At 63.1% G+C, this 25,356-nt stretch carries 24 protein-coding genes; 3 read left to right on the top strand and 21 right to left on the bottom strand.

The window, feature by feature from the left end; genetic code table 11:
* The first annotated feature begins 90 nt into the window (after positions 1–90).
* On the top strand, positions 91–1,950 hold the full coding sequence (asnB, locus tag ACTOXK_RS07415; RefSeq protein ID WP_482278483.1) for an asparagine synthase (glutamine-hydrolyzing): 1,860 nt from the start codon (positions 91–93) through the stop codon (positions 1,948–1,950).
* A 57-nt stretch (positions 1,951–2,007) separates the two neighbouring features.
* Here asnB and ACTOXK_RS07410 read toward each other — a convergent pair whose 3' ends face one another.
* The 6 genes from ACTOXK_RS07410 to ACTOXK_RS07385 form a co-directional block, all read right to left on the bottom strand.
* On the bottom strand, positions 2,008–2,967 hold the full coding sequence (locus ACTOXK_RS07410) for a slipin family protein (protein WP_289636327.1): 960 nt from the start codon (positions 2,965–2,967) through the stop codon (positions 2,008–2,010).
* 24 nt (positions 2,968–2,991) lie between these two features.
* On the bottom strand, positions 2,992–3,378 hold the full coding sequence (locus ACTOXK_RS07405) for a GntR family transcriptional regulator (protein WP_289636325.1): 387 nt from the start codon (positions 3,376–3,378) through the stop codon (positions 2,992–2,994).
* A 68-nt stretch (positions 3,379–3,446) separates the two neighbouring features.
* Positions 3,447–4,325 carry an NrfD/PsrC family molybdoenzyme membrane anchor subunit gene (nrfD, locus tag ACTOXK_RS07400; protein ID WP_369872893.1) on the bottom strand — a complete coding sequence of 293 codons (879 nt, stop codon included), beginning with the start codon at positions 4,323–4,325 and terminating at the stop codon, positions 3,447–3,449.
* A 26-nt stretch (positions 4,326–4,351) separates the two neighbouring features.
* Complete coding sequence (locus ACTOXK_RS07395) at positions 4,352–5,116, bottom strand: TorD/DmsD family molecular chaperone (protein ID WP_135970817.1); 765 nt, start codon at positions 5,114–5,116, stop codon at positions 4,352–4,354.
* 218 nt (positions 5,117–5,334) lie between these two features.
* Entirely contained in the window at positions 5,335–5,961 is a 627-nt protein-coding gene (locus ACTOXK_RS07390) for a 4Fe-4S dicluster domain-containing protein (RefSeq protein ID WP_482278482.1), read from the bottom strand.
* Between the two features lie 12 nt (positions 5,962–5,973).
* On the bottom strand, positions 5,974–8,625 hold the full coding sequence (locus ACTOXK_RS07385; protein WP_135970815.1) for a molybdopterin-dependent oxidoreductase: 2,652 nt from the start codon (positions 8,623–8,625) through the stop codon (positions 5,974–5,976).
* Between the two features lie 427 nt (positions 8,626–9,052).
* Here ACTOXK_RS07385 and ACTOXK_RS07380 point away from each other — a divergent pair, with 427 nt between their 5' ends.
* The gene (locus tag ACTOXK_RS07380; protein ID WP_482278481.1) at positions 9,053–9,769 is read left to right on the top strand and encodes a ferric reductase-like transmembrane domain-containing protein; all 717 of its coding nucleotides are present in this window, start codon (positions 9,053–9,055) and stop codon (positions 9,767–9,769) included.
* Between the two features lie 325 nt (positions 9,770–10,094).
* Here the strand turns inward: ACTOXK_RS07380 and nifJ are convergent, their stop codons facing one another.
* The 6 genes from nifJ to ACTOXK_RS07350 form a co-directional block, all read right to left on the bottom strand.
* Positions 10,095–13,646: a pyruvate:ferredoxin (flavodoxin) oxidoreductase gene (gene nifJ / locus ACTOXK_RS07375; RefSeq protein ID WP_482278480.1), complete on the bottom strand. Its 3,552-nt coding sequence runs from the start codon at positions 13,644–13,646 to the stop codon at positions 10,095–10,097.
* 410 nt (positions 13,647–14,056) lie between these two features.
* Entirely contained in the window at positions 14,057–14,332 is a 276-nt protein-coding gene (locus ACTOXK_RS07370; protein ID WP_482278479.1) for a hypothetical protein, read from the bottom strand.
* 8 nt (positions 14,333–14,340) lie between these two features.
* Complete coding sequence (locus ACTOXK_RS07365) at positions 14,341–15,165, bottom strand: N-acetylmuramoyl-L-alanine amidase family protein (protein WP_482278478.1); 825 nt, start codon at positions 15,163–15,165, stop codon at positions 14,341–14,343.
* 317 nt (positions 15,166–15,482) lie between these two features.
* Positions 15,483–15,734, bottom strand: a complete 252-nt coding sequence (locus ACTOXK_RS07360; RefSeq protein WP_482278477.1) for a hypothetical protein — start codon at positions 15,732–15,734, stop codon at positions 15,483–15,485.
* Positions 15,735–15,753: 19 nt separating this feature from the next.
* A complete protein-coding gene (locus tag ACTOXK_RS07355; protein WP_482278476.1) occupies positions 15,754–15,984 on the bottom strand; it encodes a helix-turn-helix domain-containing protein in 231 nt (76 codons plus the stop codon).
* Positions 15,985–15,990: 6 nt separating this feature from the next.
* Positions 15,991–16,527 (bottom strand): hypothetical protein, encoded by a 537-nt coding sequence (locus tag ACTOXK_RS07350; protein WP_482278475.1) that lies wholly within the window; start codon positions 16,525–16,527, stop codon positions 15,991–15,993.
* Between the two features lie 257 nt (positions 16,528–16,784).
* Between ACTOXK_RS07350 and ACTOXK_RS07345 the strand changes: the two genes are divergently transcribed.
* On the top strand, positions 16,785–18,464 hold the full coding sequence (locus ACTOXK_RS07345; protein WP_482278474.1) for an ABC transporter substrate-binding protein: 1,680 nt from the start codon (positions 16,785–16,787) through the stop codon (positions 18,462–18,464).
* A gap of 165 nt (positions 18,465–18,629) precedes the next feature.
* Here ACTOXK_RS07345 and ACTOXK_RS07340 read toward each other — a convergent pair whose 3' ends face one another.
* The 9 genes from ACTOXK_RS07340 to rpsH form a co-directional block, all read right to left on the bottom strand.
* Positions 18,630–20,819, bottom strand: coding sequence for a cytochrome C oxidase Cbb3 (locus tag ACTOXK_RS07340; RefSeq protein WP_482278473.1), 2,190 nt, complete (start codon positions 20,817–20,819; stop codon positions 18,630–18,632).
* A 102-nt stretch (positions 20,820–20,921) separates the two neighbouring features.
* A complete protein-coding gene (locus tag ACTOXK_RS07335; protein WP_135970807.1) occupies positions 20,922–21,548 on the bottom strand; it encodes an adenylate kinase in 627 nt (208 codons plus the stop codon).
* Between the two features lie 35 nt (positions 21,549–21,583).
* Positions 21,584–22,864, bottom strand: a complete 1,281-nt coding sequence (gene secY, locus ACTOXK_RS07330; RefSeq protein WP_135970806.1) for a preprotein translocase subunit SecY — start codon at positions 22,862–22,864, stop codon at positions 21,584–21,586.
* Positions 22,858–23,307, bottom strand: coding sequence for a 50S ribosomal protein L15 (gene rplO / locus ACTOXK_RS07325; protein ID WP_135970805.1), 450 nt, complete (start codon positions 23,305–23,307; stop codon positions 22,858–22,860). Before rplO ends, secY begins: the two co-directional genes overlap by 7 nt.
* 154 nt (positions 23,308–23,461) lie before the next feature.
* Complete coding sequence (gene rpmD, locus ACTOXK_RS07320; protein ID WP_482278472.1) at positions 23,462–23,653, bottom strand: 50S ribosomal protein L30; 192 nt, start codon at positions 23,651–23,653, stop codon at positions 23,462–23,464.
* Positions 23,653–24,183 carry a 30S ribosomal protein S5 gene (gene rpsE / locus ACTOXK_RS07315; RefSeq protein ID WP_135970803.1) on the bottom strand — a complete coding sequence of 177 codons (531 nt, stop codon included), beginning with the start codon at positions 24,181–24,183 and terminating at the stop codon, positions 23,653–23,655. The genes rpmD and rpsE overlap by 1 nt, the downstream gene beginning before the upstream one ends.
* 14 nt (positions 24,184–24,197) lie before the next feature.
* Positions 24,198–24,566, bottom strand: a complete 369-nt coding sequence (gene rplR, locus ACTOXK_RS07310) for a 50S ribosomal protein L18 (RefSeq protein WP_135970802.1) — start codon at positions 24,564–24,566, stop codon at positions 24,198–24,200.
* 33 nt (positions 24,567–24,599) lie between these two features.
* The gene (gene rplF, locus ACTOXK_RS07305) at positions 24,600–25,139 is read right to left on the bottom strand and encodes a 50S ribosomal protein L6 (protein ID WP_482278471.1); all 540 of its coding nucleotides are present in this window, start codon (positions 25,137–25,139) and stop codon (positions 24,600–24,602) included.
* A gap of 19 nt (positions 25,140–25,158) precedes the next feature.
* The coding region (rpsH, locus tag ACTOXK_RS07300; RefSeq protein ID WP_482279889.1) for a 30S ribosomal protein S8 at positions 25,159–25,356 on the bottom strand (198 nt) is incomplete at its 5' end.

Raw genomic sequence — 25,356 nt, 5'->3', positions numbered from 1 at the left:
ATTTTACCTGCGGATTCTTCTTGTTTTACCAGGTCAATGGCTTGGCAAGTTTTCCGCGATTTGCAACACGACCATGCAGGAAGGAGCCCCATGTGCGGCTTTGTAGGATTCGCCGGAGAGGACGGCACCCTGGACCACCGGGCGGTGGTTCGCGCCATGGCCGACGCCATCGCCCACCGCGGCCCCGATGATGCGGGCTACTTCGCCGACGGGCGGGCGGCCCTGGGCTTCCGGCGCCTGGCCATCATCGATCTGGAGGGGGCCCATCAGCCCCTGCGCAACGAGGACGGATCCCTCGTGCTCGTCTTCAACGGCGAGATCTACAACTATCGAGAATTGCGGGAAACCCTCATCCGAGCCGGCCATCGCTTTTCCACGAACGGCGACGGCGAGGTGGTGCTCCATGGCTTCGAGCAGTGGGGGCCGGCGGTGCTCGATCGGCTGCGGGGCATGTTCGCCCTCGCCCTGTACCGCCCCGCCGACGGCGAGCTCTTCTTAGCCCGGGATGCCTTCGGCATCAAGCCCTTGTACTACGCGGAAGTCGGCCGGCGCATCGTGTTCGGCTCCGAGATCAAGGGACTGCTCCCCTACCCGCGCCTGGAGCGGCGCCTGAACGAGCGACGGCTGCCCCACTACCTGTGCCTGGAGTACCTGCCCGACGAGGAGACCCTGTTCGCCGGCGTGCGCAAGTTGCCGGCCGGCCACTGGCTACGCTGGCGGGACGGCCGCACCGAATGCCGCCGCTGGTTTTCCCCGTCCTTCGCCCCCGACGAGAGTCGCAGCCTCGATGAGAGCGCCGAGGCCATCGCCGCGGTGCTGCACGAATCGGTGGCCGCCCATGCCGTGGCCGACGTGGAGGTGGGCTGCTTCCTGTCGGCCGGGGTGGATTCCAGCCTGGTAGCCCACGAGGCCGCACGGCTCATGGATGCCCGCACCTTCTCCATCGGCTACGGCGACGAGCGCTTCTCGGAACTGGGGGCGGCGGCCTCCTTCGCCCAGGCCGTCGGCTTGGCCAACGAGGGAAGCACCCTTGGCGCCGAGGAGTTCTTCGCCTCGGTGCCTGCCGTGCAGTACGCCCTGGACGAGCCCTTGCCCAACCCCTCGGCCGTGCCGCTGTACCACCTGTGCGCCCATGCCGCCCAGTCGGTGAAGGTGGTGCTGTCCGGCGAGGGGGCTGACGAGCTGTTCGGCGGCTATCCCTACTACCAGGAATGCCTCGCCTTCGAGCCCTACATGGCCGTGCCCGCGCCCCTGCGCCGCGGCCTCGGGGCCGCGGCGGCCCATCTGCCGGCCGGCGTGCGAGGGCGCCGCTTCCTCATGCGGGGCGCCCGCCCCCTCTCCGAGCGCTACATCCGCCTGGAGTACAACTTTCCCTGGGCCGAGGCCCTCGGTCTGCTCACGGCGGAACGGGGCGCCTGCGGGGCGGCGGCTCCGGCCCCGTGGGAGGCCACAGCCCCCTTGTTCGCCGAGATCGGCGCCTCAGGCCCCGACGAGGTCTCCGCCATGCAGACCGCCGACATTATCACCTGGATGCAACAGGACATTCTCCTGAAGGCGGACAAGATGTCCATGGCCGCCTCCCTGGAGCTGCGCGTGCCCTTCCTCGATCGGGAGGTGTTCGCCGTGGCCCGCACGCTGCCTGCGGCCCTGCGGGTAACCCGGGGCGAGACGAAAGTGGCCCTGCGCCGCGCCGCCGCCCGCACCCTGCCGGCCGTCACGGCCGCCATGCCCAAGAAGGGCTTTCTCACCCCGCTTGCCCAGTGGCTGCGGGAAGAGCCCTGGGCCACCTCGGTGCGCGAGGCGTTCCACAGCGAGCGGGCCCGGGAGTTCTTCCGCACCGAACGCTTAGATGGGCTGTTGGACGAGCACCGGCGCGGCACGCGTTCGAACATGAAGAAGATCTGGTCGGCCTACTGCTTCCTCATCTGGCACGAGCAGTACTTCAGATAACGCGCGCGGAGGAAGCGCGGGGTGCTCCGAACGCAGCCGCGCCCGGCTGTCCCGCCCCTACTTCCCCGATTTCAACCCGTCGATGACCTTGTCCAGCGCCGCATCGGAGAAGCCCTCGGAGTAGGCCGAGGGAATGACCACGGTGCCGCCGCTGCCCTTCACCGACTCGTAGAGCAGGTGCATGGTGCGCAAGCGCACGGCCAGCTCGTTCTCCTCATACACGTTGGCCGCATCCACGAGCATGGCCGAGATGTCCTTCTCCACTTCGGCCAGCACCATGCGGGCGTTCTTCTCCCGCTCGGCCTGGGCCTCGGCCGACATGACCTCCTGCAGCTCGGCGGGAATGACGATGTCGCGGATTTCCACAGATAGCACCGTGATGCCCCACACGCTCGTGCGCTCCTCGATGACCTCCTGAAGCTCTTGGTCGAGCTGGTTGCGGCGGATGGCCACCTCCGACACGCTGGCCCGGCCGATGGCGTCGCGCAGGGCCGTCTGGGCCGCCAGCGACACGGAGTTGTAGTAGTTCTCCACCTCCAGGCACGCCTTCTTCGCGTCCCACACCATCCAGAACAGCACCGCATCCACGTTGATGGGCACCAAATCGCTCGTCAGCGTCTCCTCGGCGCCGAAGCCGGTGACCATGATGCGCTGGTCGGCCTTCAGGGCCGTCTGCTCGATGAAGGGGATGGTGAAGTAGAGTCCCGGTCCCTTCACGCGGGAGAACTTACCGAGGCGAAACACCACCACCTTCTCCCACTCCATGGCGATGTGCACCGCCATGGTAGCGGCCCAGGCCGCCGCCAGCGCGCCAAAAAGCCACCAGACATCGAGCTTTCCCCCCAGTGCGAACCCGAGACCCAGCACGCAGGCGAACACCGTCACAGCGATGAAGACCGCGAAAACGAGCGGTCCGTTCTGAGATGTGCGACGATCGACGTTGGAATTGTATTTCTCGATGCCGGCAACGCGTCGGGCGCGACCCTCGCGCTCGGTCTTCTCAGTACGATTCAGCATGGAACTCTCCCCCCTCTTCGAGGATCAGGACCTCTCATCCTTCAACCGATGAGCCACATCCATCATGCACAGCGTGACTTCATCGATGGTCATTCCCAGGGCCAGGCAGCGCCGGATGCAGCCCTCTATTTCCGTGTCGGCAATGGAACACACATCATCGGCCTTCCCGCCGATGTCGCGCACGAAAACGCCCCGGCCGCGCACGGACTCGACATAGCCGCCGCTCTCCAGGTTGACGTATACCTTGCTCACGGTGTTGTAGTTGATGGCGGCCTCGGCGGCCAAGGTGCGCACGCTGGGCAGCTGATCGCCAGGCCGGTAATAGCCGGTCTTGATGAGGTAAACGAACCGATTGCGCAGCTGCACCCATACGGGCAGTCCGCTCGACTCGTCTATCTCGAACAGGGCCATGGGCTCTCCGCAGCCTTCCTGCTTGGGCGCCTGCCGGGCGCTTCTGTTTCATATCGGCTCGCATTGTATCACCCGAGCCAATGACTTCCGGCCAACACCAGGCAGAACCGCAGAATTAGCCCTCCGAAGAGGCACGAGGCCTCAGCTGCTGCGACCGGTGCGACACGACCCGCGAAGGGACGCAGCGCCTCGATGCCAAAGGGCACGACAATGCCGCCTAGCACGAAACCCCCGAAGAACCAGGAACCTTGGCCCTCAGGCGAAATCAGCTGCGCGAGGCCCGGGCCCGCGAACAAGTTCGCTGCAGCCAGGACGATGAAGGCGGCAAGCGCTACGAACTCGAGTCCCAAGGTTATCAGATGAACCCGATGCAGACCGTCTACCCAGCCGGCCAGAAGCGCCCAATCGTGGCCGAAGGGCGCAAGCAGAAGCACGATCGCCGAGCCGGAGGAAAGCGATGAGAGGGCAAGCAGCGCCGGAAGCGCCGCGTTGTTCCACAGGGGTACCGCCTCCATCCACGCCAGGTACAGGCCGGTGTAGACCATGAGCACCGCCGCCAGCAGCGCGCCGAGCACTTCCAGCCCCTTGCGAGCCATGGAGGGCAGCGGCCAACCGAGGACGTGGGCCGCAGCCACGCAAGCCGAGACGAGCAGCGACGCCAGCAGGACGAACGAGCCCACCGATAGCAGCGATACCGTCGGTCGGAGGAACAGCAAAAAGAAACGATGGGGACTGCCCAAGTCCGCCAGCAAGCAGAATGCCGAGAGGGCCAGAAGCCCGAAGCTGGCGAGGTACAGCTTGCCCGCCAGGCCCCAAAAGGCACGGCTCTGCCGAAAGGTGCGCGATTTCGTGCAGTGGAACAGGAGCGACCAGGCGGTTGTCACAAGTAGTGTGCCGGCACCGCAACCGCCCAGAAACAGGTAGAGAACCACGAACGTCCCCAGCATACGCACCTCCCCTCAAGGCACCGACGTTACTTCCTGCGCCAAAACGCGCGGGCCTCTCCGTCGAAGCAAATGCCGAAGCGCTCGGCGTAGCAAGCGATCAGGCCGAAAACGAACGCTCCGACACCACGGTAGTACCCGGTACGTGCATGCCTCTCGACAGCATAGCGCCAGGGGGCCAACCAGGGAAGGACATGCTCCGTCAGGAAAGCGTCCCCTTCGCCGGCCAACGCGGCAGCTCGCTGACCTTCGCCGGCATCCAAGGCCTCGCGTTCCTCGGCAATCAGGCGAGAGAGGAAGCCGAGCATGAGCCCCAAATGGTCGTCGGGCTCCCGATGCAGTCGTTCGACCTCAAGGCCGTGACGACGGTAGACCTCGCGCACAGCAATGACGTTCTTGCCGAACACGTGTCGGTTCGGCTCCACGTAGAATGACTCCAAGCACGATGCCTCAGGCGTGCCCAGGCCCACGAACAGACGCAGCCATTCGCGACGCAATTCAGCCACGGCCTCGGCGAACGCAGGGCTTTCCCCAAGGAAGGCGGCCGCACTATCAGTGCTTGCGCCCTCGGGCACCTCAGATGCGCGCAGAGCGGCGGCACACCAGCCGTCCAGAAAACGAAGGCCCTGCCGCGCGTCATCGCTTTCCTCGCCGAAGGGGGCGCTGGCGAACTGACGGCTTGCAACCTGCTCGGCCACCGATGAAATGTCCGGCTCGACATACAGCAGCCGAGAGGCGACAGCGAAGCAGACCTCGGCCGCAGCCAGCGTATCGGAAGAAAGGGGAGCGATCATAGGACACCTCTAAAAAGAACAGGCGGGGCACCGGGCAAATCGGGAGGGAGGGGGGGGTGAATCTGTCCGGTGCCCGCCTTAACGTGGGATTATACAGGGTTGAAAGGTATTCTCCTCGGTATTGGAAAGGTTCATGAAAGGGGCACAGATCTTGCCGTTTCGCGCAGCGACCCGCACCCCGCAATTCCCCCGAGACAGCGGAGCACCCTCCGAGAACGCTACAGCTCCTCTTGGAGGTTGACCACCGAACCGGTACCGACACCAGACTTCTGGGCGTTGCGATGAGGAGTCAGGATCAGATTGGGGCCCGTGGTGTCTTGGGGCAGCGGCTCGACTTCGATATCGCCCTCGCCGTACCTCTCAACAAGTTCCTCGCGGGGCCCGAAGTCCAATGCTCGCATGGGGCAGCCAATTACGCAGATGGGCTTGCCGCCCGTGGCCACCTCGCCACGGCACATGTCGCACTTGAGCATGTAGCCCTCTTCCTCGTTGAAGGTGGGGGCTTTATAGGGGCAGGCGGTCTGACAGGTCTTGCACCCGATGCACACTTCATGATCGGTCCACACAATACCCGTATCAGGGTCTTTCTGCATAGCGCCCGTCGGGCAATTCTCCACACAGGCGGCGTTCGTGCAGTGATTGCACGCCAGAGAGATGAAATAGCCGAACACCCCATTAGGGACGTAATGACCCGCCGCTGTTGCATCCCAGCTGCCACCCTGATAGCTGTACACCTTGCGATAGAGATTAGTCGCCGGCAGCCTATAAGTTTCCTTGCACGCGACCTGACAGGTCTTGCAGCCCGTGCACTTGCCGCCATCCAAATGAAATGCGTACTGAGCCATAGCGCACCTCCCCTATTCCTCGATGCCCACGGGCGTAACGATGGGCGTGTTCTTGTCGGGCTCAAGCGTCAGCGGCCCGTCGTATTTCTCCACCTGCACCAGCGTGCCCGTCCACGACTGGGAAGCTTGCCCCGAGGCCTTCGGAGCCTGCAAGATGTTCGGGTCGCCGCCCAAGTCGATGCCGGTCTCCTCGTCGATGCGGATCCACGCGCCGTCCTGGAGCGCCACCGCACCCGGAACGATGGTAGGCAGCACCTTGGCCGGACGCAGCACCTTGCCGTGGGGACTCGTCATGAGCACCAAGTCGCCGTTCTTGATGCCCCGTGCCTCGGCATCCACGGTGCTCATGAAGCATTCCTGGGGGAACGCCTCGCGCAGCGAGACGACGTTGTCGTTCACCGTATGGGAGCGACGCAGGGAATGGGGCGTCCACAGCAGCAGCGGATACTCCTCAGTCTGGGTACCGGCGCCCTGGTCGGGATCACCGATCTGCCACTTCGCGATGGGCGGAATGACGGAGTAACCGAGCGAGCTCACGACCGCCGAGAGTGTGGCACTATGGATCTCGAACTTACCCGACGCCGTGGCCGCCGGATTGCCCTCGGGATCGGCGATGAACGCCGCGAAGGGCCGATAGGTAAGGGCGTCGCCCTTGGATCGCTGGGTCTTGTAGCAACCCTTCTCCTTGAATTCTGCGATGGTGATGCTGCCCTCCTGAGGCTTGCCCTCCACACCCAGGGCATCGATGTCTTCCTGAGTGATGGTGAACAGCGGCTCATAGGCCGCCGTGGCCTGATCAGTCATCTTAATGGCGCCGGCGAAGGAGTGATAGGTGCGCTCGGCATCGGTCATGGTGTTCACCGTCTTCGGATCCAGGCCAAGACGGCTTGCCAGCTCTTCGGCGATCTCAGTCTCGGGGCGCGCCTCGTACAGCGGCTCCATAATGCGATCAGCCCAATACACGGTCTCGGCATTCACGCTCCAGGCGATATTGCCCTTCTCCCACCACGTGGCCGCAGGCAATACCACGTCGCAGTACTGCCGCGAGGCATCGAAGAACGGCCCGACACCCCACACGAAATCAACCTTGCGGAACACCTTGATGCCGGCATTCGCATTGGGCAGCGAGTTGAGGCTGTTCTGATAACCGCCCGTGTAAATGACGTGAATGTCGATGGGCTTTTTCCCGCCAGGCCAGGAATCGCGCCCGTAGGCGCCATCGAGAATCGACTGCCAGCACTCGGTGTAGTCCACCTTTTCCCAAGAATCCTTGTCAGTTATCTCGCCCCAATTGGGCACGAGCACAATGACAGGAGGCGCCAGCGGATTGACGGGGTTCTTGCCGGCCCCGTTGGAGGCATCTCCCGCAAAGCAATAGGGCGTGGTGGAATAGCCGTGCTCGTGCATGCCGAGCCAGCCGACATAGTTGCCCGGCGTTCCCACCCCATGCATGAAGGCCAAGGTGTAGAAGGCCTGACCGAACATCTCACCGGCGGGAATCTTGGTCGTAGACTGGCCGGCGAAGAAATCGACTTTTTCGGTCTTCGCGATTTCCTCAGCCAGGCGGCGCGTTGTTGCTGCAGGCACACCGCAGATGGCCTCGGCCCACTCCGGCGTCTTGGGCTCGCCGTCGTAGGTACCCAGCAAGTAGTCCTTGAAATTTTCCTTGGGGTCGGCGCCCTCGGGCATATGCTCGGCATCGAATCCCACGCAGTAGGTGTCCAAGAACTCCTGATTCTGCAGATTGTTCTCCACCTGGTGATACATCATACCGAGGCAGAACGCCGTATCGGTGCCGGGCAGGATGGGCACCCACTCATCGGCAATGGCGGCGGCCGTCTGATTGAGCCACGGATCCACAATAACGAGGCGACCCCCCTCGGACTGCGCGTAGCTCAACTGAAGCGGTGTGTTGCCCGCCTTGTTGGCTGCCCAGTTGTTGCCGAAATGGAAGTGGAGCTGGCTCTCGGCGAGACTCAGGGCGTCGGGAGCCTCGAAGATGCTGCCCGTCATGAACAGCTCGACGCAAGGCCATGCTCCAAGCGATACGGTGCCCAGATCGTGATGCACCGCACCGCCCTTGGCATTCAGCAAGCACACGATGGGGTCGAAGTACTCCTCGCCAATATCGGAGTAGGCCGCGGCAAGAATAGATTTCGGACCCCAGTTGTCGTAGGCCTTCTGCATCTCGCTCGCTATGATATCCAGCGCCTCATCCCAGCTGATGCGCTCCCACTCATCGCGGCCGCGCATCTCGCCGTTGGGATTATCGGGGCTCCAGCCCTTGCGCTTCATGGGATATTTGATGCGCGCCGGTGACATCATATTACTAATTTGCGCTCGTCCGCGCGGGCAAGCGCGGCGCTGGGGCACCTCGATAGAGTCCTCCTCCTCATCGGTGCGGATGCGCAGCGGCACGCCGTCCTCCACATACACCCTCAAAAGGCAGCGGGAGTGCTCGCAACTGCAGTTGTTCATGCATGCGCCCGTCAGCCATTGGCCATCGCCCTTCTCCCCCGGATAGGATTCGATGCCGGTGTCGCCCAATGAGATCTCGGACGATGCTGGTGAATTCGCGCAGGCAGTCAAGCCCGCGAGGGTTGCGGCGCCAGCAGTGGCCGTGCCCCACTTGACGAAGCTGCGTCGAGTCAATTCGTTGCTCATTCTTGACCCTCCCTCTTCTAGTCGTGCGGGAAAGCGCCCGGACACGGTCGCCTCCCCTTCTCTCTCGATACGACCCATGCATAGGTGAAACCGTCCTAAACTTGTATGACGGTTACGGCGCCTATACTATCATGCATGAGTAGGACAGTCAACGGGATCGCTGGTTTCATGCTATCTTTCTTGAGGACAACCTTATGGCAAGGCAATACGCTTGCCACCCATTCTGCACCACCCCTTTGCTTTCCGCCTCTTCTTTCTCTGTTGTAATCTGACTGCACGACTATGCCTCCTCAAGGGATGCGATCGAAACCCCCACAACTCCCTGTATATGTCCAATGTTGGGCTGACAGGTCATCTATCCTATGCTATTGTGACAACAAGGGAGAAAGCTCGCGAAGGGGCCTGGAGGAGGCCCGGAGGAGGCACTATGAGATTCGTCATCGCACTGATCCTATCGTTTGCCCTGATGTGGGTATGCGCAAAACCCCTGAAAAAGCACCCCGCTCCCTTCTACCTGGGTGCCATGGCCCTTTTGGCCCTGTACTTCTGGGGCACCGCGGTGAATATCCGCGGCGAGGCGTGGTCTTACTTTCAGCCGCTCATGCAGCGCTGCGCTTTGGCGTTTCTGCTCTTCTCCATCGTCATGTTCGTAGGCGTTCTGAACGAGCGAAACCCTTTGCGCGCCCACCTCATGCCCATTCGCCGGCAGCTGTCCATCCTCGCCTGTATCTTTGCCGTAGGGCACATCGTCTTCTACAGCGCCTCCTATATCCCGCGCATCACGAGTGCCTTTTCCGGGAACCTGGCCTTCTCGCTGGGCTTGGCCGCGCTCATCACGGCGCTCATGGCGGTGCTGTGGATCACTTCGTTCCAGGTGGTGAAGCACGGCATGAAGGCCCTCACCTGGAAGCGCATTCAGCGTCTGGCCTACCCCTTCTACGTGCTGACCTATGTGCATTTGGCGCTGCTGCTCATGCCGAGCGCCCTGGTGGGCAACACCGTGGCCGTCGTGTCCATCGCTGTGTACTCGGCGGTCATGGGCGCCTACGTGGTGCTGCGCTCGGCCAAGGCACTGGCAGACCGGCGCGCCGAGGCAACCGCCCCCGCCACCGAGCTCGACCTGGAGACCGCCGCGACCGCTTAAGCCGCCTCGAGAGCAATCTTGACGCGAACGCGGAAGCGACGCAGTTGTCTACGCCGTCTCTGACAATGCCCTGCACATCCCATCTTGTAAGAATCATTACCAAAAGAGGAGGACGGGGCATCTCGTTGCGCTCATGATCTGGAGTTTGTCGCTAATACGGAAAGAACATCACGTTATGTGTGTCTAAAACGGAGATGTGTCTAACGCAGAAAAATCGCGCTTCTGACGCTGAGCGATTTGCGCAGACGAATGAAAAGGGAGCCCGAAGGCTCCCTTTTCGGTTGCGGTCCAGGGTTGGGCCGGCAAGCTTTGGCGTTCGCTCGCCCTACTCGGCGGCGTAGAGGTCCTTGAGCTTCTGCAGATGATCCCAGCGATCCATGGCGGCGCGCTCGTTCTCGGCGAAGAGCTCGCCGGCGCGCTCGGGGAACTCGCGGGTCAGACGGCTGTAGCGGGCCTCGTTCATGAGGAAGTTCTGGTACTCCCCCTCCACCGGCTCCTTGGAGTCGATGACGAGCTTCTTGCCCGGGGCACCTTGCGGGTTGAAGCGCAGCAGGTTCCAGTAGCCGCAGTCCACGGCCTTCTTCATCTCGGTCTGGCAGTTGGTCATGCCGCCCTTGATGGAGTGCATCTCGCAGGGGCTGTAGCCGATGATGAGCGAGGGGCCCGGATAGGCCTCGGCCTCGGTGATGGCCTTGATGGTCTGGTTCAGGTTCGCGCCCATGGCGATCTGCGCCACGTACACGTAGCCGTAGGTCATGGCGATCTCGGCGAGGCTCTTCTTCTTCACGTCCTTGCCGGCCGCGGCGAACTGCGCCACCTGGCCGAGGTTGGAGGCCTTGGAGGCCTGGCCGCCGGTGTTGGAGTACACCTCGGTGTCGAACACGAACACGTTCACGTCCTTGCCGGAGGCGAGCACATGATCCAGACCGCCGTAGCCGATGTCGTAGGCCCAGCCGTCGCCACCAAAGATCCAGACGGACTTCTTGGTCAGGTAGCTCTTGTTGGCCAGGATGCCGGCGGCCAGCGCCGCCAGGTCGCCCTCGCCTGCAGCGGCGGTCTCCAGGGCCGCGATGTAGGCCGCCGCGGCCGCCTTGGAGGCCTCGGCGTCAGTGCGGGCCTCAAGCCACGCGGAGGCGGCATCGGCCAGATCCCCGGCCGCACCCTCGCAGGCCAGCAGGGCCTCGGTGTCGGTCACGACCTTGTCCTGCACGGCCTCGTAGCCGAGCAGCATGCCCATGCCGTGCTCGGCGTTGTCCTCGAACAGGGAGTTGGACCAGGCCGGACCGTGGCCGTCGGCGTTCACCGTGTAGGGCGAGGTGGCCGCCGGACCGCCCCAAATGGAGGAGCAGCCCGTGGCGTTGGCGATGTACATGCGGTCGCCGAACAGCTGGGTGACCAGACGGGCGTAGGAGGTCTGGGCGCAGCCGGCGCAGGAACCGGAGAACTCCAGCAGAGGCTGCTTGAACTGGCTGGCCTTCACCGAAGTGCCCTCCAGCTCCTCCTTGCGGGCCACTTCCTTCACGCAGTAATCGAACACCGGCTGCTCGTTCAGCTCATCGGCGATGGGCATCATGGTCAGCGAGTCGGTGGGGCACTGGATGGCGCACAGGCCGCAGCCCATGCAGTCGAGCGGCGAGACGGCCAGCACGTACTGCATATCGGCGCCCACCTTGCCCTTCACGGGAATATGCTTGGTCTGGGCCGGGGCCGCGGCCATTTCGGCCTCAGTCAGGGCGAAGGGACGGATGGTGGCATGCGGGCACACGAACGCGCACTGGTTGCACTGGATGCAGGTGTCGGCGTTCCACTCGGGCACCTGCACGGCCACGCCGCGCTTCTCGTAGGCCGAGGCGCCCAGCGGGAACTGACCATCCTCGTAGCCCATGAAGGCGGACACGGGCAGGGAGTCGCCGTCCATGCGGCCCACGGGGAACATGATGTTCTCCACGAGGCTCACGGTCTCGGGACGGCCCTCGGCCGCGGCGGCCTTCGCCGTACCCGTGGCATCCTTCCAGGAAGCAGGCACCTCCACGGCCACGAAGGCGGTGGCGCCGGCATCGATGGCCTTGTGGTTCATGTCCACGATATCCTGGCCCTTCTTGGCGTAGGAGGCCGTGGCCGCGTCCTTCATGTAGCGGATGGCCTCCTCCTGGGGCATAACGCCGGCCAGGGTGAAGAAGGCGGACTGGAGAATGGTGTTGGTGCGCTTGCCCATGCCGATTTCCATGGCCAAGTCGATGGCGTTGATGAGGTACAGCTTGATGTCGTTCTCGGCGATGTAGCGCTTCGCGTCGGCCGACAGGTGCTGCTCCAGCTCCTCGGGGGTCCACTGGCAGTTGATGAGGAAGGCGCCGCCCGGCTTCACATCGCGCACAATGGGGAAGTCCTTGGTGATGTAGGACGGGTTGTGGCAGGCCACAAAGTCGGCCTTGTTCACGTAGTAGGGGCTGCGGATGGGGGCGTCGCCGAAGCGCAGGTGCGAGATGGTCACGCCGCCGGTCTTCTTCGAGTCGTACTGGAAGTAGGCCTGCACGTACTTGTCGGTGTGGTCGCCGATGATCTTGATGGAGTTCTTGTTCGCGCCCACGGTGCCGTCGCCGCCGAGGCCCCAGAACTTGCACTCGATGGTGCCGGGGGCGGCGGTGTTGGGGGCGGGAACCTCGGGCAGGGACAGGCCCGTCACGTCGTCCACGATGCCGATGGTGAACTGGCGGCGCGGCTCGTCCTTCTCGAGCTCGGTGAAGATGGCGAACACCGAGGAGGGCGGGGTGTCCTTGGAGCCGAGGCCGTAGCGGCCGCCGGTCACGGTGATGCCCTCGCGGCCTTCCACGGCCAGCGCGTTCACCACGTCCATGTACAGGGGCTCGCCGATGCTTCCGGGCTCCTTGGTGCGGTCGAGCACGGCGATCTTCTTGCAGCTGGCAGGCAGGGCGGCCACGAACTTCTCGGTCACGAAGGGGCGGTACAGGCGCACCTTCACGAGGCCCACCTTCTCGCCGGCAGCGGTGAGGTAATCGATGACCTCCTCGGCCACGTCGCAGATACTTCCCATGGCCACGATGACGCGCTCGGCATCGGGGGCGCCATAGTAGTTGAACAGCTGGTAGTTGGTGCCCAGCTTCGCGTTCACCTTGTTCATGTACTCCTCCACCACGGCCGGCAGGTCGTTGTAGATGGAGTTGCAGGCCTCGCGGTGCTGGAAGAAGATGTCGCCGTTCTCATGGGAGCCGCGCATGGCCGGGCGCTCCGGGTTCAGGGAGTGCTCGCGGAAGGCATTCACCGCGTCCATGTCGCACAGCTCGGCCAGATCCTCGTAGTCCCACACCTGGATCTTCTGCACCTCGTGGGACGTGCGGAAGCCGTCGAAGAAGTTGAGGAACGGCACGCGGCCCTTGATGGCGGCCAAGTGGGCCACGGCAGAGAGGTCCATGACCTCCTGGACGTTGCCCTCGGCGAGCATGGCGAAGCCGGTCTGGCGGCAGGCCATGACGTCGGAGTGGTCGCCGAAGATGTTGAGCGCCTGGGTGGACACGGTACGGGCCGACACGTGGAAGACCGTGGGCAGCTGCTCGGCGGCGATCTTGTACATGTTGGGGATCATGAGCAGCAGGCCCTGGCTGGCCGTGTAGGTGGTGGTGAGGGCACCGGTGGCCAGGGAGCCGTGCACGGCGCCGGCGGCACCGCCCTCGGACTGCATCTCGCACACCTTCACCGTGGTGCCGAAGATGTTCTTGCGGCCCTGGGCGGCCCAGATGTCGACGAAGTCGGCCATGGGGCTTGAGGGAGTGATCGGGTAGATGCCGGCAACTTCGGTGAACGCGTAGGACACGTGCGCCGCGGCGTTGTTGCCGTCCATCGACTTGAGAACTCTCGTCATGTTCCTCTCCTTTGCATCTGCCCCGCACGGATTCGGCCGGCTTGCGGCCTCGCGAACATCCGCGGGGTGGTACTGTCGCGGAGAGGTCGAGAGGACGAAGCGCGTCCGACCAGCGAGTCGGATTTGCTCTGCGAACAGAAATACCTGTCCGATAATAGCAGTCTCCCACCGCTGACGAGCCGTCAACGTTTCCCCTCCCCCGCCACAGCCCTGACCAGTCGGTCGGCGGGAGGGACGGACGCAAGCGCCCGCGCCCCACCCCCCCCCGGCAGAGCGAGCGATCCGAGGACTCCCAAGAAGAAGAGGGGGCGCCTCTTGAGGCACCCCCCCCCGCATCAGTGCTGACGGTTAGCGCCTGGCCCTTTCCAAACGCCGTTCGCTTGCCCGGCGGCGCAATCGAAACCCAAATGCTAATCCCCCTTGAGCGCCTCGGCCTCCCTTTTGCCCACATAGCGAACAATTTTTGGCAGCGCAATGGCGAGGGCCAAGCACGTAAGGGGACTCAAGAGCACCCCGGCCACGAAGAATACCCAGAAGTTGTAGCCCTTCTTCTTTGCATAGTACGCAACAGGCCAAGCGATAAGAGCCCTGATCAGCCAAACATACACTTCCGCTGGTACCCCGGGAATCGCTGGCAACCCAAGTCCTATCATCATCTTGCTCGCTTTCTCCAGGAATCGGTTCATTTATGCGATTAGAGATCCTTATCTGCGGCATCAAACGACTCAGAGGCAGAGAGCGCCACATGACGGCTTACGTGACCCTGCTTGTTGATCGATATGACAACGGCACGACCATCCGGCCCAAAAACTCTCACGCCAATAGCATCCGTAACCATAGAGCCATCCGGAACATCGATCCCGGGAAAATACTCACCTTTGACATAAAAATAGTACTCGTAGAGACCAACTTTGCGTATGCCTTTGAGCATCTTGCCGAGATCGGGACTGTTTTCCCCAATGCCACACTCGCTACCAGCCAGGCAGTACCAGTAGCCCCCAACGTATGCCCAGTTCACCACCATTGCGCCCTCCGGCCCTGTAGTGGGCTTATTCGTTGCCGTCCTCAAATAGTACCAATTGCTCCCTATCCATTGCCAACCCTTGAGCATCTTTCCGGAGCTGTTGAAGTAATACCAATAGCCGCTGATTTTCTTCCAGCCGGTCACCCACTTGCCATCAACAAAGTAAAACCAATCCCCGGCATTCGTTTTATACCAGCCGTTATGAGCCGCGGCCAGAGCAATAAGAACTTCTTCGGACTCGGCCATCTCGCTATCCGTCGGAATGACCCTCCCATCCACCTCAAACTCCTGGATCTCAAGCACGCCAGAATCATCAATTTGGGCAATTACCGTTAAGTCCCCATCCGGCCCCACGGCAAGCTCTAAATCAATAGAGTCCGCATAGGCCTCCCCACGAAAACACAGCGTGCAGGCAATGGAAAAGATGACGATCGGAACCAACTTCCAAAAGTATCCAGCAAGACTCGAGTCTTTCCTAATGTGGTGATTATCCATACTGCTCACCTCTCTCAATTGTTTGAGTATACGACCCACTCAAGCTATCTTCCTACGCCCCACCAATCACCCCCTTCTCTCCGTGCTCCTTTATGAACATCCGAAACGACAACGACAGACAGTCCCCTGAAGAAACACCAGTACCTCCAACTGTCTCCCGTTCCAGCAAATCGAGGTCTTTGATCCATCTCAAGGCAGCGACTCTCCTGCACCGCCTCTCATCCTCGCCACTCGGCAACGGAGCATCATCGATTCACAATCCGTGTGGGCGAAAAAACAATCCGAACAAAACAATCCCCATCTCCCAGGCCCAAACGCTAATCCTCCTTGAGCGCCTCGGCCTCTCTTTTATCCACATAGCGGACGATTTTCGGCAGCGCTATGGCGAGGGCCAGGCACGTAAGAGGGCTGAGCAGGGTGCCGGCAATGAGAAAGCTCCAGAAGTTGTATCCTTTTCGCTTGGCATAGTAGGCGATGGGCCATGCTATGAGCGCACGGATGGCGAGACCCCACGCCCAATAGGGAACGCCCGGGATATTCGGCAAGGCAAATCCGATCACTGCGGCCACCGTCCTCCCTCAACTGAATCTAATCTTCGTCCCAATCGTCCGATCCATCCCGTTCATAGTCGAGCAGATCGCCTGGCTTGCAATCCAATTCACGGCAGAGAGCCCCGAGAGTCGAGAAGCGAATGGCCTTGATATGTCCCTTCTTGATGCGTGACAGATTGTTCTCGGACAACCCAATGCGCTCCGCCAACACATTCGAAGCCATCTTGCGCTTCGCGAGCATGACATCGAGATTCACGATAATACCCACGATGACCTACCCCGTTTCATCCACGAGCATCTGCAGCGTCTTGCCGTAGTTGAGAACCATGGCGAACAGCAACATCGCCAGCGTCACCACGATCATCCAAAAGAGCATGGATATATCGGGAATCATGGCATACTCACTGAACTGGGCAGCCCGCGTCGGCCCTAACCTTTCCTGAATACTGGAGATGAGGGGCTGCCAAAGAAAACACGAGACCGTGTAGACGGCAATGGCACACGCCGAGAAGAAAACGCGCTTTGCCTGCTTGCCGGCGAAGGGGCTTTCCCCATTGGCGACATCTCGCGCCAACAGCGCGCAACACAGGCAAGGACACAGCAGAGCCAGCCGGCCCAACGTTCCACTGATGATCTCGGCGCCAGCAGCATCGCTCGATTGCATAATCTCTCCCCATACGCGGGGATAGAAGACGAGGCTCATCAGCGCGATGACCGTGGCAATAACGAAGAGGACGTAGAGGACGCGGCCCATTGCCGGAATCTGGCCAGATGCCTCTCTCAGAAGTTCCGTCTCGCGATTCTTCCCCATCCGAGCACCACCTCCGCTCTCTCCTGGATGCCAACGTATCGGCATCCATCAAGATCCACGCTTTTAGCTGGTTTGATTATCCTACTTTCCATGCTATTCGTCAAGTGATTGCCGAATAGCTTTGAGTTATTCTAGTCTATTGAAGAAGTCGAAAACCCCGAAGCCCCGTTCGCCTCCTTGGCTTTGCTGTGGGATTTCCGAACGGGGGCGCGGCGCCCTTCTATAATGGTGGGGAATCACGACGAGAAAGGATGCCCGTGGCCCCCTCTCCGCTCTCTGCACTCCTCACGACGCCCCCGGCTGCCGCCCTCCCCCTCACCCGTCGGGCCTTTGTGGCCGGGGCCGCCTCGGCTGCGGTGGCCGTGGCCCTGGGCGGCTGCTCGGTGGAGCAGCCCCTCGAGCCGGCCGACGACGTCCCCGCCGATGAGGAGGGCCCGCTGCCCACGGTAGAGAGCGGCGTGGCCGGCACGCTGACGGCAGCCGTGGCCTACGAGGACGGCACCCCCAACCCCATCGGCTGCGCCTCGGGGCTGTTTCTGGCCGCGAACTGGCATGTGTTCGAGGGGCTCTACGAGCTGAACATGCACACCTACCGCGCCGAGCTCGGCCTGGCCGCCACCGATCCGGTGCAGATCGACGACCTCGCCTTCGAAGTGACCCTGCGAGAGAACACGGTGTTCTCCGACGGCACGCCCCTCACCGTGGACGACGTGGTGAACGCCTTCAACCGCAACATGGCCGATGAACTCTACGGCCCCTTCCTCTCGTTCATCCGTTCTGTGGCCGCTACCGATGACCGCACCCTGCGCTTCGCCCTGACCGCCCCCATGGGCTCGCTTCTGCGGGAACGCCTCGCCCTCGTGCGCATCTTCCCCGCCACCGCCACCGACGAGGAGCTGGAGAGCCGTCCCATCGGAAGCGGCCCCTGGTGCTATGATACGGTGGACGCCACCGACGGCGGTACCATCACCTTCACCCCCAACCGCCGCTACGAGGGCCCCTATCCCGCCACCTGCAACCGCATGGCCTGGTCGGTCATCCTCGATGACGAAGAGCGCACCCGTGCCCTCACCGAGAAGCGCGTGCTGGCCATGGAGGCGGCGCCCGAGGTGCTCACCGATGCCATCGCCGAGGCGGGAGCATCGGTGGACTACGTGCCCGGCTGCAACCTGCCCTTCCTCATGTTCAACTGCGCCCGGCCGCCCTTCGACGATACCCGCGTGCGCCAGGCACTCCTGTACGCCCTGGACGTGGACTCTATGATCGGCCAGGTCATGGCCGGCCACGCCCGTCCGGCCACCTCGCTTCTGCCCGACTACTTCCGCGGCTACCACCGCGCCTCCACGGTGTACAGCTACGACCCGGAGAAGGCCCGCAAGCTTCTGGCAGAGGCGGGCGCAGAAGAGCTCGCCCTCACCCTGCGCGTGAACGACAACTGGGTGAGCGCGCTGGCACCGATGATCATCGCGGACTGGAAGGCCGTGGGCGTGACCGCTGAGCTAGTGCCGCTGGATGCCGCAGCGCTGTTCGCGGACATCTCCACGCCACCAGAGGCCGCCACGCTGCTTCCCTTCGATGTGGCGCTCTCCCCCGGCGACCCGTCCTGCCTCGGCAACGACCCCGATCTCATCATGAGCTGGTGGTACGGCGACAATACCTGGACGCGGGCCCGCACCTGCTGGGCCGCCACGCCCCAGTTCGCCGAGTTGTCCGAGCTCATGGCCGAGGCGCGGGCCAGCATCGATGAGGCCGCCCAGCAGGATCTGTGGAACCAGTGCTTCGATATCATCGCGGCCGAGGCGCCGCTCTACCCCCTGTTCCACCGCGAGACGGCCACGGCCTACTACGACGGCCAGCTGGACGGCTACGACCCCATCGGGGCCACGGGGCTGCTGTTCCTCGACACGACCCCCATGAAGGAAGCACAGCCGATATAGAGGTGGTATCCGGCATTCTCACCAGGTGCAGGCTGCTCAAGCAGACCAGAGAGCCGGGCGAAAGCCACTGGGGCAAACCGGAGCACCCCCTCTAGCCCAGGGCGACTCGGTGCGCCCCGGTTGGGCGCCCCCTCCGGCCGCGCCATTCCCGCGCCCCGGCGCGCCCTACTTCCAGAACAGCACGGTCTGGAGCAGATCCTGATAGGCCCAGGGGTACACGTCCGAGTACCAGCCGGTCTCGGGCACGAGGCACAGCAGCAGGCTGTAGGTGACGCTCGCCGCCGCCAGGACCAGAAGCACTTTCAGCATGAGATCGTAGCCGGTCCGCGCGTGGGAGAGCTGCTCGTTCACGACGAAGCACAGCAGCACCGAGGCCGCCAGGAACATGAAGCTGAAATCGGCATAATAGCGCTGGAGGATGCCCGCCAGCTCCGCATCGGCCAAAGCCACGACCACACCGGAGGCCAACAGCACCACGATCACGCCCATGATAGTGCGCGTCGAGCGCTGCCGTACCCGCATGCCCAGAATGCGCTTCGAGAATGCGAGCACCCACAAAAGCGGCAGGCAGGCGAAGATACCGCCGAAGGTGACCTCCTTGATGGTCTGGCCCATGTAGGTGGTGTCGAAGGGAGCCGGCTGGAGGAAGGGGAACACCCCCACCATGGAAGGCGGCTGCAGGAAGTAGGTGAAGAAGGCCGGAGCCAGGCGCCCCAGGTTCATGCCGCGCTTGGTCATGTCGTTCACCGTGAGGTTGTAGTTGGCTCCGAAATCGGTCAGCGAGCCGAACCGCGCGTAGTTGTAGCCCATGATGCCGGCGGCCACCAGCAGGTAGGGCGCCACCAGGCAGGCGAACTCCCCCACGCCCGCTCGGGTGCGCAGCCGCCCCTCGGTAATGTAGGTGCGCCAGAACAGCGGGAAGGCCAGAAACGACAGCACCAGCAGCTGCGGGCGGCACCCGGCCACGAGGGCCATGCACAGCGATCCGGCGAACAGCCACACACCGCGGTGGCGCCCCATGCTCCCCCGGTTCCAGCAGTACAGGCCCCACACCGAGAAGGCGAGCCCGCACATGATGGGCAGCGAGTAGAAGGTGGGGAACTTCACCAGGTACAGGATGCCGCTACAGGCCACGAGCGGTATCTGCAACAGCAGGTACACGCCGAGGGAAACGGAGCGGAAGTGGTAACGGGCGAAGCGGTCGAGCAGGGCCGTGGCCCCCAGCACGAAGGCAATGGCCATGACGAGCACACCGATGGCCGTGGGGAAATTCGCCCCCGTGAGCAGGTAGAAAGGCAGGTAGAACAGCAGCACTGGCACGACGCCGAAGTACACGTAGTAGTGGCCCTCGTAGTAGGCCACATCGAACAGATAGGGCTCGCCGGTGGCCTTCTGGGCCTCATCCCGGGCGCCCTTGTCGTAGGGATCTTCCATAGCCTGGAGCCACTGGGGCGGCTCCTCGTCCAGATACAGCCGGCCCTCGGCCATGGCCCGGGCCAGCTCGGCGTACTGCTGGGCGTTGTCGCCGCCCACCTCGAAGGTGTTCACCACCGACGCGCCGTCCCAGGAACCGTAGTTGTAGCTTGAGGTGGCCACGCCCACCAGGTTCGAGCCGTAGAACAGAAACCCGGTCAGCAGCGCCACTTCCACCAGCACCGCGAAGATGATGCCCGCCTTGGATTTGCGGGGGTTCTCCACGATGCGGATGCGGTAGATGGCCGATTTCGGCCGGAAGCCGTAGCCCACGAGCATGACCATGAGCACGGCCGCGAAGCGCCAGCCGTTGAAGACAAAGGGGCGATGGGCGTTCAGGTACACCCCGTCGAGCAGGATGGGGTAGGACACCTCGGCCCCCAGCTCCTCCCCCGCGATCTCGATGCGCAGATTGTCCACGCGACCGGCGGTCTGGAGGTTCACGAACTTGCTCTGCTCCACCTTGGTGGATATGTCGGCCAGGGGCACCCCCACGGTGTACTCGGTGGAGTCGAAGTAGGTCTGGTGGGCCCCGTCGGTGAACTGGATCTTCACCGAGACCAGCTGGGCCGGCTGGTTCGCGGCGAAGTCCAGCTTGATGTTGTGCACCTCGGTGTTGAGGTTCGAGAACTCCATGACGTGGTCCACGTCCGTGAGGCTGTAGGTGCCGTCCTCGTTCTGGGCCAGGGCCAGGCGATCGGTGAGGTTGATGGTCTGGTAGCCGGCGCTGGCGAAGTAGTTCATATTGAAGACGAACACCTCGCAGGCCGCGGCCAACAGCACGATGAACGCCACGGCTCGGGCCACCCGCAGCAGGGTGCCGCGGTAGATGAGCATGAAATGCTCGAAGGTGTAGGCTATGTTCTCGCGCACAGTAGGCATGGGCCTATTATATAGAGAAAACCCGCACCCCTTCGCGGGATGCGGGTTTCAGAGGTTAAACGCCTTACCTCACGGGACGATAAACGCCGGCGAGGCCGCAACCTAGGCGAGCGCTTCCTTCACGTCCGCGTAAACGACCTCCGGGTCGCGGTCGCCGTCGATGGTGACGAGCAGCTCGCAGCCGCGGTAGTAGTCGATGAGCGGGCTCGTGGCGGTCTCGTACACATCCAGGCGGTTGCGCACGGTAGCCTCGTTGTCGTCGTCGCGCTGGTACATCTCGCCGCCGCACTTCGGGCAGGTGTCGCCATCGGCGGCGCTGCCGATGTAGCCGCAGTCGCGGCACATGCGACGGGAGGTGAGGCGACCGACGATGACCTCGGGGTCAACGTCGATGAGCAGGGCGGCATCCAGGGGACGGCCCAGCTTGGAGAGCTCGGCGTCCAGCGCCACGGCCTGGGCCGAGGTGCGCGGGAAGCCGTCGAGGATGAAGCCGTTGGCGGTGTCGCCGTCCTGGAGGCGCTCGGTCACCAGGCCGATGATGACGTCATCGGGCACCAGATCGCCGGCGTCCATATAGGACTTGGCCTTCTGGCCGAGCGGCGTGCCCGCCTTCACCGCCGCGCGCAGCATGTCGCCGGTGGAGATGTGGGGCAGCTCGAACTCCGCTACCAGCTTGGCTGCCTGGGTGCCCTTGCCAGCACCGGGAGCCCCAAGAAGCACGATGTTCATGGAAAACATCCTTTCGTTTCTACCTGCGAATCTTCTTACTTGAAGAAGCCTTCGTAGTTGTACATCTTCAGCTGACTCTCGATCTTGCTCATGGTGTCCAGGGCCACGCCGATCATGATGAGGATGGACGTGCCGCCGAACGCCTGGATGAGCTGGTTGTTCGTGAAGAAGAAGATGATGGTGGGCACCACGGCGATGGCCGCGATGAAGATGCCACCGGGCAGCGTCACGCGATTGATGACGTTCTTGATGTACTGCACCGTGGCCGTGCCGGGACGCACGCCGGGAATGAAGCCGCCCTGCTTGCGGATGTTGTCAGCGGTCTCCTCGGGATTGAACACCATGGAGGTGTAGAAATACGCGAAGAACACGATGAGCAGCACTGTGAGCACCCAGTTCAGCCAACCGGTGGAGCACCAGTTCGCGAACTCCGTCAGCCAACCCACGTTGAAGATGGCCGCCAGCTGGGCCGGGAAGTAGATGAGACAGCTCGCGAAGATGATCGGGATAACGCCGGCCGCGTTCACCTTCAGCGGAATGTAGGTGGACTGACCGCCCATCATCTTGCGACCCTGCACGCGCTTGGCGTAGTTCACCGGGATGCGGCGCTGGGCGCGCTCAACGAAGATGATGAGCGGGATGCACACCAGCACCACGGCCAGGATGACCAGGGTGAGGGCGATGCCCGTGCCCAAGTCGCTCGTGAGGTTCACCGACGAGAAGATGGCGGAGGGCACCCGCGACACGATGCTCACGAAGATGATGAGCGACATGCCGTTGCCGATGCCGCGCTGCGTGATCAGCTCGCCCATCCACATGATGAACGCCGTGCCGGCCACGAGGGTGAACACGATAATGGCATCCGTGAGCAGCTCGGGCACCTCGGTGGAGAACTGCACGCCGTAGGCCGGCGACTTGAACAGCAGCAAGTAGCCGACCGCGTTGATGAGGCCCAGGCCCAGCGTGAGATAGCGGGTGACCTGGGTGATCTTACGGCGCCCGGTGTCGCCCTCGCGGGCCCAGCGGCCCACGGCGGGAATGACGCCCTGCATCAGCTGCATGATGATGGATGCGGTGATGTAGGGCATGATGCCCAGGGAAAACACCGAGAAGTTCGACAGCGCGCCGCCGGTGAACAGGTCCAGCATAGTCATAGCCACGCCGGTGTCCTGGAAGGCCGTGGCAAACTCATGAAAGGGAATGCCCGGGACCGGCACATAGGCCCCGAAGCGGTAGAGCGCGAGAATCGCCAGCGTGAAGAGGATCTTCTTGCGCAGCTCCGGAACCTTGAATGCGTCAAGAATTGACCTTAGCAAGGCTCTTCGACCTTTCCTCCGGCCGCCTCGATCTTCGCCTTGGCGGTAGCGGACACCTTATCCACGCGCACGGTGAGGGGCTTGGTAATCTCGCCGTCGCCGAGCACCTTCACGAGGGCGTCGGCGTGCTTGATGATGCCCTTGGCCTTCAGGGAGTCGCCGTCCACCACGTCGCCGGCCTCGAACTTGGCGTCTAGGCGGCTCACGTTGACGGGCAGGTACTCAACACGGTTGAAGTTGCGGAAGCCGGGCAGCTTCGGCAGACGACGGGCCAGCGGGGTCTGGCCGCCCTCGAAGCCGGCGCCCTTGCCGCCGCCAGCGCGGGACTTCTGGCCGTTCATGCCGCGACCGGCGGTCTTGCCGGTGCCGGAAGCGGGACCGCGACCCACGCGCTTGCGATTCTTGGTGGAGCCAGCAGCCGGCTTCAGATCCTTGAGTTCCATATTGTTCTTTCTCCTTTGTTTCGCTTTCCGACCAGGTATTTCCTTAATCCCGATCAGTGCTGGCAGCTCGCCGCCAGCAAACTTCCTTCTATCATGGCAACGGCGCACCCGTTTTCGAGTGCGCCGGAAACCATCAAATGGGGTGCGAGAAGATTTAGATCTCCTCGACGGTGATGAGGTGCTTCACGGTGAAGATCATGCCGCGCACGCTCTCGTTGTCGACCTGGTCGACGGTGTCGCCGATGCGGTGCAGGCCCAGGGCGCGCAGGGTGCGGCCCTGATTCGGCTTGCGGCCGATGGGGCTCTTGACCTGGGTCAGACGCAGGGTCTTCTTCGTCTCAGCCATTAGTTCTCCTTCCCGCCGAACATCTCGGCCACGGAGATACCGCGGCGAGCGGCAACCTCGGCCGGGCTCTCCATGTTCTTGAGACCCTCGGCAGCGGCCTTCACGATGTTCATGGCGTTGTTGGTGCCGAGCGACTTGGTGATGACGTTCTGCACGCCCGCGAGCTCCATGATGGCACGGACCGGGCCGCCGGCCAGCACACCGGTACCGGGAACGGCCGGCTTGATGAGCACACGGCCGGCGCCGTACTCGCCCATGATCTCATGGGGCACGGAACCCTCGGCGGTGACGGGCACCGTGAACATGTTCTTCTTCGCGTCCTCGACGCCCTTCTTGATGGCGGTGGGCACTTCCTGGGACTTGCCCATGCCCACGCCCACGCGGCCGTTGCCGTCGCCCACGACCACGAGCGCGGTCAGGCCGAAGCGGCGGCCGCCCTTGACGACCTTGGACACGCGGTTGATGAAAACGACGCGCTCCTGCAGCTCGGGAGTAGTGCTCTCCTGCTGACGGTTGTTGTTACGAGCCATATGCCAAACCCCTTCTAGAATTTCAATCCGGCTTCGCGGGCAGCGTCGGCCAGAGCCTTGATGCGCCCGTGATACAGGTTGCCGCCACGGTCGAACACAACTTCCGTCACGCCCTTCTCCTGGGCCAGCTTGCCGACGATGGCGCCGAGCTCGGCTGCGCCCTCGACGGTGGCGCCGGACTTGCCGGTGGCCTTGAAGTCGGGGCCGAGGGTGGACACGCCGCAGATGGTGACATGGGCCACGTCATCGATGACCTGGGCGTAGATGTTGCTGTTGCTGCGCGTCACGCAGAGGCGCGGACGAGCTGCAGTGCCGGAGATCTTACCGCGGACGCGACGATGGCGACGGGCGAGACCGGCCTGCTTCTTCTGTTGCTTATTCATAGGTTAATCCCTTCAATCAGCTACCGAGTAGGCTTAGTCTTTGCCGGCCTTGCCAGCCTTGCGGCGGACATGCTCGCCCTCGTAGCGAATGCCCTTGCCCTTGTAGGGCTCCGGCTTGCGCCACTTGCGGATGTTCGCGGCAACCTGGCCGACCTGCTCCTTGCTCGGGCCGGAGACCACGATCTCGGTCTGAGAGGGAACCTCGAAGGTGATGCCCTCGGGGGCCTCCACCAGCACCGGGTGGGAGTAGCCGAGCTGCATCTCAAGGTCCTTGCCCTTGAGAGCGGCACGGTAGCCGACGCCGACGAGCTGCAGCTTCTTGGAGAAGCCGGCGGACACGCCCTCCACCATGTTGGCGAGCAGCGTGCGGGTCAGGCCGTGAGCGCTCTTGGACTCACGGGTGTCGTCGGGGCGGGTCACGATGAGCTCATCGCCCTCGCGGACAACGATCATGGACGGAAGGAACGTGCGGGTCAGTTCACCCTTGGGGCCCTTCACCGTCACCGTCTGGCCATCGATGGTCACATCGACGCCGGCAGGAACGGGAATGGGCATCTTACCGATACGAGACATAGGTCAATCCCTTCCTTTCCTACCACAGATAGGCGATAACCTCGCCGCCGATGCCCTCTTTGCGGGCATCGCGGTCGGTCATCACGCCGCGGGACGTCGAAATAATGGCGCAGCCGAGACCGCCGAGCACGCGGGGCAGCTCGTCCTTGCCGGCGTAGATACGCAGGCCGGGCTTGGAGATGCGCTTGATGCCGCGGATGGTCTTGGCCTTCTTCGG

This window comes from Adlercreutzia sp. (assembly GCF_056795635.1).
The sequence above is the reverse complement of the archived record's forward strand: the minus strand, read 5'-3'. Positions and strand labels throughout refer to the sequence as shown.

Bases quoted from the DNA above. Each gene is read 5' to 3' on its own strand.
- asnB (WP_482278483.1), top strand. From the start codon at position 91: ATGTGCGGCTTTGTAGGATTCGCCGGAGAGGACGGCACCCTGGACCAC.
- ACTOXK_RS07410 (WP_289636327.1), bottom strand. From the start codon at position 2,967: ATGCTGAATCGTACTGAGAAGACCGAGCGCGAGGGTCGCGCCCGACGC.
- ACTOXK_RS07405 (WP_289636325.1), bottom strand. From the start codon at position 3,378: ATGGCCCTGTTCGAGATAGACGAGTCGAGCGGACTGCCCGTATGGGTG.
- nrfD (WP_369872893.1), bottom strand. From the start codon at position 4,325: ATGCTGGGGACGTTCGTGGTTCTCTACCTGTTTCTGGGCGGTTGCGGT.
- ACTOXK_RS07395 (WP_135970817.1), bottom strand. From the start codon at position 5,116: ATGATCGCTCCCCTTTCTTCCGATACGCTGGCTGCGGCCGAGGTCTGC.
- ACTOXK_RS07390 (WP_482278482.1), bottom strand. From the start codon at position 5,961: ATGGCTCAGTACGCATTTCATTTGGATGGCGGCAAGTGCACGGGCTGC.
- ACTOXK_RS07385 (WP_135970815.1), bottom strand. From the start codon at position 8,625: ATGAGCAACGAATTGACTCGACGCAGCTTCGTCAAGTGGGGCACGGCC.
- ACTOXK_RS07380 (WP_482278481.1), top strand. From the start codon at position 9,053: ATGAGATTCGTCATCGCACTGATCCTATCGTTTGCCCTGATGTGGGTA.
- nifJ (WP_482278480.1), bottom strand. From the start codon at position 13,646: ATGACGAGAGTTCTCAAGTCGATGGACGGCAACAACGCCGCGGCGCAC.
- ACTOXK_RS07370 (WP_482278479.1), bottom strand. From the start codon at position 14,332: ATGAACCGATTCCTGGAGAAAGCGAGCAAGATGATGATAGGACTTGGG.
- ACTOXK_RS07365 (WP_482278478.1), bottom strand. From the start codon at position 15,165: ATGGATAATCACCACATTAGGAAAGACTCGAGTCTTGCTGGATACTTT.
- ACTOXK_RS07350 (WP_482278475.1), bottom strand. From the start codon at position 16,527: ATGGGGAAGAATCGCGAGACGGAACTTCTGAGAGAGGCATCTGGCCAG.
- ACTOXK_RS07340 (WP_482278473.1), bottom strand. From the start codon at position 20,819: ATGCCTACTGTGCGCGAGAACATAGCCTACACCTTCGAGCATTTCATG.
- ACTOXK_RS07335 (WP_135970807.1), bottom strand. From the start codon at position 21,548: ATGAACATCGTGCTTCTTGGGGCTCCCGGTGCTGGCAAGGGCACCCAG.
- rplO (WP_135970805.1), bottom strand. From the start codon at position 23,307: ATGGAACTCAAGGATCTGAAGCCGGCTGCTGGCTCCACCAAGAATCGC.
- rpmD (WP_482278472.1), bottom strand. From the start codon at position 23,653: ATGGCTGAGACGAAGAAGACCCTGCGTCTGACCCAGGTCAAGAGCCCC.
- rpsE (WP_135970803.1), bottom strand. From the start codon at position 24,183: ATGGCTCGTAACAACAACCGTCAGCAGGAGAGCACTACTCCCGAGCTG.
- rplR (WP_135970802.1), bottom strand. From the start codon at position 24,566: ATGAATAAGCAACAGAAGAAGCAGGCCGGTCTCGCCCGTCGCCATCGT.
- rplF (WP_482278471.1), bottom strand. From the start codon at position 25,139: ATGTCTCGTATCGGTAAGATGCCCATTCCCGTTCCTGCCGGCGTCGAT.